The organism is Bacillus sp. 123MFChir2, assembly GCF_000383235.1.
Classification (GTDB): Bacteria; Bacillota; Bacilli; order Bacillales; family Bacillaceae_G; genus Bacillus_A.
This window is the reverse complement of the sequence record NZ_KB910953.1, coordinates 46,909-53,506: the sequence shown is the minus strand read 5'-3', so window position 1 is coordinate 53,506 and position 6,598 is coordinate 46,909. Positions and strand designations below refer to the sequence as shown.

Annotated in this window: 7 protein-coding genes and 3 pseudogenes; 4 read left to right on the top strand and 6 right to left on the bottom strand. The window is 33.8% G+C overall.

The window, feature by feature from the left end; translation table 11 throughout:
• Together H280_RS25185 and H280_RS0115325 are read right to left on the bottom strand one after the other, a co-directional pair.
• A pseudogene (locus tag H280_RS25185) lies at nucleotides 1-77 on the bottom strand (IS200/IS605 family transposase); the annotation flags it as partial.
• 262 nt (nucleotides 78-339) lie between these two features.
• On the bottom strand, nucleotides 340-1,353 hold the full coding sequence (locus H280_RS0115325; RefSeq protein WP_020062020.1) for a S66 family peptidase: 1,014 nt from the start codon (nucleotides 1,351-1,353) through the stop codon (nucleotides 340-342).
• Nucleotides 1,354-1,555: 202 nt separating this feature from the next.
• Here H280_RS0115325 and H280_RS26530 point away from each other — a divergent pair.
• Nucleotides 1,556-1,666, top strand: a pseudogene (locus tag H280_RS26530) (transcriptional regulator); the annotation flags it as partial.
• Nucleotides 1,667-1,700: 34 nt separating this feature from the next.
• On the top strand, nucleotides 1,701-2,423 hold the full coding sequence (locus tag H280_RS0115320) for a hypothetical protein (protein WP_028411256.1): 723 nt from the start codon (nucleotides 1,701-1,703) through the stop codon (nucleotides 2,421-2,423).
• A gap of 18 nt (nucleotides 2,424-2,441) precedes the next feature.
• Here H280_RS0115320 and H280_RS26525 read toward each other — a convergent pair.
• Nucleotides 2,442-2,699: pseudogene (locus H280_RS26525) on the bottom strand (IS5/IS1182 family transposase); the annotation flags it as partial.
• Nucleotides 2,700-3,033: 334 nt separating this feature from the next.
• Between H280_RS26525 and H280_RS0115315 the strand changes: the two are divergent.
• Complete coding sequence (locus H280_RS0115315) at nucleotides 3,034-3,798, top strand: ANT(4')-I family aminoglycoside nucleotidyltransferase (protein WP_020062018.1); 765 nt, start codon at nucleotides 3,034-3,036, stop codon at nucleotides 3,796-3,798.
• 95 nt (nucleotides 3,799-3,893) lie between these two features.
• Here H280_RS0115315 and H280_RS0115310 read toward each other — a convergent pair whose 3' ends face one another.
• Genes H280_RS0115310 through H280_RS0115300 form a run of 3 tightly spaced genes read right to left on the bottom strand, consistent with a single transcriptional unit; the run spans nucleotide 3,894 to nucleotide 5,429 of the window.
• A complete protein-coding gene (locus tag H280_RS0115310) occupies nucleotides 3,894-4,139 on the bottom strand; it encodes a DUF2164 domain-containing protein (protein WP_020062017.1) in 246 nt (81 codons plus the stop codon).
• A gap of 1 nt (nucleotide 4,140) precedes the next feature.
• Nucleotides 4,141-4,614: a peptidoglycan recognition protein family protein gene (locus H280_RS0115305; protein WP_020062016.1), complete on the bottom strand. Its 474-nt coding sequence runs from the start codon at nucleotides 4,612-4,614 to the stop codon at nucleotides 4,141-4,143.
• Nucleotides 4,615-4,625: 11 nt separating this feature from the next.
• The gene (locus tag H280_RS0115300) at nucleotides 4,626-5,429 is read right to left on the bottom strand and encodes a protein phosphatase 2C domain-containing protein (RefSeq protein ID WP_020062015.1); all 804 of its coding nucleotides are present in this window, start codon (nucleotides 5,427-5,429) and stop codon (nucleotides 4,626-4,628) included.
• 147 nt (nucleotides 5,430-5,576) lie between these two features.
• Between H280_RS0115300 and H280_RS0115295 the strand changes: the two genes are divergently transcribed.
• A complete protein-coding gene (locus tag H280_RS0115295; RefSeq protein WP_020062014.1) occupies nucleotides 5,577-6,386 on the top strand; it encodes a YitT family protein in 810 nt (269 codons plus the stop codon).
• The last annotated feature ends 212 nt before the right edge of the window (nucleotides 6,387-6,598 follow it).

Below are 6,598 nucleotides of genomic sequence, written 5' to 3'. Positions count from 1 at the left end.
CTGTATCGCGGGCAAAACACAAAATGGTAGTTAATTAATGACACAGTTGTTTTGGTTCTTCTATAATCATTTATCATATTCACATTGTATCAGTTCGGTTGTTAAACTACAACGCGAAAGATAAAAAATAAAAGATACCAACATTTTGGATACTTAAAGTACCACAAACCTTGCAATTTTCAGTGGTACTCCGTATCCAACCTCACTTTCATCCCATGCCTAAAGGCGATGGGCTTTCCCGTTCGGAAAGGGCTGTAAATATAATCGCTCTGTAATGAGTGTTGGATATTTTTTTGAGATAGTTTTATAGTCCATTCATGTCATTTCCTTTCTACATTTCTACTTGAAATGCTGTATAATGACTCCTTTACCCTCTTCCACCTCAACTTCTGCAAGTGCCCCGTTTATAAATGTAATTTGCGGGGGCGTATGACCACAGTCTACGTCATAAATAATTGGAATTTGCAGCTCATCAGCAAGTTCTGCATATACATCTTCAGCAGTATATTCATTCACTGGATGATTGGCAGCACTGCGTCCGAATAAAATACCGGAACAATTATCAAACCAACCAGCCAATTTCATTTGAACTAATGTGCGTCGTAAATCAGTAGTGGTCAACTCACAATTTTCAAAATACCAAATGAACGGATCGTCATTACAATATTTTTTCTGAAAATCTTGTAGGTTACCAAATGGTGTGCCAATTAGGTGTCTAATCACATCAATACATCCGCCAAGCAATCGGCCGGTTATGTTCACACTACCATTCGAAAGTGTTTTCCAATTCGTTTCTTCTGTTAAGTGAAACACACAAGGAGATGGATTATTATGTTGCCATTTTTCTTGATATTTCTCTGAAGAATACTGAGTGATTGAATCTCCTGCTGGCGTTGATAACACACTTTGCCACATTGCTGTTGTTTGATCAGAATATTCGCCTCTTACATCTACAAAATTCGTTCCATGAGCAGTCGCTATTCCTGTTTTTAACGTAATCGCTAATAATAAAACACTCATATCCGAGTATCCCAATACCCATTTCTTATTTATCTTTCCAAAATCAATATCTTCTAGTATTTCAATTAATAGCTGACCACCCCAAGGAGGAATGATGATATCAATGTTTTTATCTTGCATCATTTCCATAAATTCAATTGCTCTCTTTTTCGCACTAGCAGACCTAACTTTCTCTTGTGTCCAAACTGTTTCTCCGCAAACGACTGTATAACCTTTTCTTTCCATACTTTCACAAGACTGTTTAAACATATTATGTAGTGCTGCACCTACACCAGAAGAAGGTGCCGTTACTCCAATCGTTGCTCCTTTTCGTAAAAATGGATATTGTATCATATGTATTTTCCCCTTCTTTCCTATATATCTAGACTTATATTCGTTAAACTACTATCAAAATCCTTCATTCAGTTACCGTTTGTAAATCTTCCTCCAATATGCTCCCTATTTACATAAAGATAACTTATAGTGTAATATTACACTATAAGTTGAATTAAATACTGATTTATAGAAGTGATGTTATTCGAATAAAGAAACTGTAATTCATTTCATTTCTAAACATGTTCGTCTGATTCATCTTGAAAAAGGATATTCTCAAGAAAAAATAGCTACTGTTTCAGGAATTTCGAAAAAGACATTGGTTCAAGTTGAAAATGAAGTGGAAATAGAAGGAGATGAATATGAATATGAAAAGAACAAAAATAACATATAGCATACTGTTTAGTTTATTACTATTAACATCATGTGATATATCGAACAAAGAAATTGAACAAAAAGCACAAAACTATACAAAATCGGAGTATGGTATTTCTGTTAAACTAAATCAAGTTGAAACACATGAGACCGGAAAAATTTTATCTTTACCTGGTCCAAAAGAGCGAACAGCTTATGTGCAGCAAGTAGATGAACCACATTTGCAATTCCAACTATTTTTCGATAAACGATTCTCTCCAAAAGTAGATAATGATAACTATAAAATAATAAAAGAAGCGTATGATTTACAAGAAAAATTCAATACATATTATAAAAAAAAAGGGAATGACACTATATTTACGTTCGATCAAATGCAGACAGGGGGTACTTTTTTCGATAAGAAGACCGAGAAAGAAATAGCAAAGAAAAATTTGAAGCATTATGTTACGGCAGTTTTTAGAAGTAATATCTTTTTAGATGTAAATAATCCTGCACATATGGAAAAATTAGCGGAAGTTGCAAGAAGTATTCAGGAATTTAATAAAACAATTGAAAATAATAAGGTTAGTGTGGACGACATAACGATTCAGCTGCCAAATGCTAATAAGAGTTTATTACAAAATATTGTAGTAGATTATGTAGTAACGGCTGAAGAAGCAGAAAAGGCCCTTGAGAAAAGGAGTGATTATATGAAAGCTTTACAGCTTACAAAGTGAAAAAGGAAATCATTTCGATTTCCTTTTTTGATATTTCTCATCAAAACTGTCGTAGCGATAAGAATGTTCACGCGCACAAGTAGGAGCGAAATGTTCATCAAAACCAAGGAGTTTTCCTTCATTTCGTTTGTTATAAGCAATGATTGCTTTCGTTTTCATGCGGCGAAGTTATGTGTAAATCGCTTCGTAATCATAACCTGCGTCTAATACGCCATACTGAATGATCAACGAAAAAAGTCGTTCTTGTATACCTTTTAATAAAGGAATAGCGGCTTTTTATCGAAAGTTAAGAGAACTGAATACAAATAAAAAATGATTCTTTAGATATATGAGAATCGCTTTTTTATGTGAAATATTTCTTTAACGTACAATTTTCTTTTTTTCGTGTCGGGCCTTTAACAACAGAACGCCATACTTACATTTCACAAAATATCCCATTCTGTTTATAATAAAATTTATAAAATGGATTTTATTACATCCCTGTTTTATTATTTAGAAAGGTGGTGTATGTAAATGAAACCATATAAAATCCCTCGTTAAACCCGTGGTCCTCCTTGGCCATTTATATATGATCTCATTCAATATTTTTATAAAAAAAGGAGAACTGTATATGATTGGTCCGGAAAAAGTTACGAGAGAAGAAAGAATGAAAATTGCTTATACGATTGCAGATAAAATATTAGAAAAGTATGGTTCAAAGGTTAAAGCAATCGGTATCTACGGTTCTTTAGCTAGAAAAACAGATGGTCCATTTTCAGATATTGAAATGAAATGTATTTTGTATTCTTTAAAAGATAGCTATAGCTATGAATGGACATCAGGTAATTGGAAGGCAGAAGTAAACTTCGATAGCGAAGAAGATATTGTAGAAGAAGCCACTACAGTAGAAGAAAATTGGCCACTTACTCATGGACAATTCTTCACAATGCTACCAATATATGATCCCGAAGATTTTTTCAAAGAGTTAAGACAAAAAGCCAGTTCTATAGACAAGACTATTTTTGAAAAAACGATTTGTAAAACATTAGTTGAAGAAATGTACGAATACATTGGGAAATTAAGAAATATAGAAATTCAAGGCCCTGAAACATTTTTACCTACTTTGGCTATAAAAATAGCAACTTCAGGTGCGATGATTTTAGGATTACACAACAAACGATATTTTACGACATCAACTCAAGTATTGCCTGAGGCTATAGCTTTTACAGATAAACCAGAAGGATTTGACGCACTTTGTGAAATGGCGATGTCAGGAAATCTTTCTGATCCTAAACAAATTATTCATGTTTGTGAAAACTTTTGGAATGGTTTATTGAGCTGGTCAGCAAAAAAAGACTATGTTATAAATTGTTCAAATGATATACTTTTTATTTGAGCATTTATTAAGTTCCCACAAAGAAACCTGGTCATAAACAAACCCTAAACAAAAACTACTCCTCGTGAATTGACTAGAACGAGGAGCAGTTTCTTCTATTTAATTGGCTTTTCCAGCACATATAAGTCTTCTTCTAAATTTGTAAGTTTATCTGCAACAAGTTTTGTAGCGTCACCTATTGCTTGATTATATATATGTGGCCCAAGTTCTTTTATCATTTCTTCAATTAAGCGCTCCGCTTGAAAACGGCCAATTTCTCCTAGATCTTCTTCTTCAAAAAATTGTTGAATATTTTCTACAATTTTTTCTTTTTTATCATTTGGTAATTTCATAAACATCATATTACAAAGCTCCTTTTTCATTATTTGATAAAATATGGCGTAGTGTTTCCATTGAAAAACGTGTTCCAGGGCACGTTTTTGTTACGCCATTTAATTCGCGATGACCGAGAACATGCTCACTATTTAAAGAAAATTGATGCATGAACTGTTTACATAGCCAATGTAAGGAAATCATTTGTACTGGCGTTGGATCATAGACGTCAAAATTTCCAGCTACACAAATTCCAATACTATTCGTATTATAACCTTTCGCATGAGCTCCTATATGAAGCCCTCTTCCTTCGTAAACGGTGCTATTTTCTTCAATAAAGTAATTATATCCTATTCCACTCCACCCTCGACTATTTCGATGAAATTCATGTGCCTTATATACGTCCCAGCCATCTTCGGCTGTATGATGAATGATAATTTTTGTAACATCTTGTAATGGCAAAAGCGGATCTCGAAAGGATACATGTGCTTTCTGAATGTGCATAGTCTCATCCTTTACAAATGAATGGTAATTGCGGTTTTATCATCTGGATGAATAAGCTGTTTTGCTTCTAATTCTTCTATTATTTTTATGTATTCTTCAATACCATGTTCCCACACAAATTGTGCACTTGTTTCTAACGACCAATTATGCTGAAACAAGCCATCTGAACAAATAAATAGATTGGTAATTTCTTGTCGTAACAGTTTTCCTTGCTGAATAAAAGATATTGCTTCATTCATCCCGTTTGCAACAGAATATCCGTTTAAAGTATTTGCCATGTAACGATTGTAGCGTAGTTGTTCTTTTTTATCATTAAATATTACTTCATCTGGAACAGAAAGTCCCTTTTTACGGTCTTCTTCCCGTTGTTGTTTTGCCCGTTTACTAATGCCTCTCACTGTGTCTTCTGTAAGTACTTTTACAGATTCGTCAACAAATTTAGCAACAATCATACAATCTCCAAGCTGTGAATATTCTATTGTTTTATCTGTAATATGAATAGCAGCAATGCACGTACACCATAGTTGCTCCTTTTTTGTCGTATCAATATGATAGAGTTGCATTTTTTCTTGCAGTAACTGATTAGCTGTAGCAACTTCAGTTTGTAATGAATCCACACTGGAAATCGATTCAAAGTGTCGCTGAAACAGGTGAGAAGCCAAGTATGCTCCGTTATGCCCATTCTCATCTTGAAAATTAATTAGCGGCGTCGCTCCATCACACACACCATATAGCTGTAAAGTTTCATTACAAATCAATGTATCTTCGCATTCATGTTTAATTGGACTTTTTTGTTGAAAAACTCGAATCTTCATATCCCTCTCCCCTTTTTAAAACCGCTTTCATTTTTCAAACTAATCTAATTTACCAAAATAAACTGTTTTTCCGCAAACCTTACAATCTCATATATAATTTTGAATTATTATTTGTATATAGCATCTTTAGTGAAGGACGGGAAAGATATGTATCGATTACTCGGAGTGATTTTAGGGTCTTTAGTTGTAGCACTTTCTTTTAATCTTTTCCTTATCCCCCACAAGATTTTAAGTAGTGGGATTAGTGGAATCGCAATTATCATTGGAATCTTGACTCCCTTAAATACTGGCTTAATAAACTTTTTACTAAACTTACCTATTCTTATTTTAGGGTATATTGGACTTGGAAAGCGATTTATTAGTTATACAATCGTATCTGTTATTACACTTTCGGCAGCATTATATGCAATTCCTGTACATGCGGTGGCAACAGATGCACTACTTTCTTCTTTATTTGGTGGTGTAATTGCCGGAGCAGGTATTGGACTTGTTTTCAATTGCTATGGTTCAACAGGTGGATTTGATGTTATTGGAATGTTACTTTCACGTAAAAAAGATATTCAACTCGGTGGACTCTTAATCGCACTTAATACTATTGTAATCATTATTTCTGGATTTTTCTTCGATTGGGATACTGCTTTAAACAGCTTATTATCTATTTTCGTTACAGGAAAAGTAATCGATGCGATTCACACAAAACATCGAAAAATTACTCTAATGATTGTGACAAACCAAGCAGAAAAAATGAAAGAAAAGCTCCTTTCAAGTCTTGTGCGCGGAATTACCTTACTCGACGGAGAAGGTGCATACTCAAATGAAAAAAAACATGTATTAATGACCGTAATTTCTCGAGAAGAGCTCGCTGGAATGAAAGCTATCATTTCTGAAGTTGATCCACAAGCGTTTGTAAACATCACAGAAACAGTGGAAGTATTAGGATTATTTAGAAGAGGGTAAAAAACGAGGTGGCATCGCATCCACCTCATTTTTTTACCCATTTTTCCGTTCCATAAATTCATTTCGATTCCAAAATGGATCTAACGCATAAAATCTTGTAACATCAGGACGTGCTGTATCGACTATAATAGAAACTCCTTTTTATATTAAATCCTCTTGAAAACATTCAATATATTGAACATAAAATGCTGGATAAGCTTTTTTTACAGGAG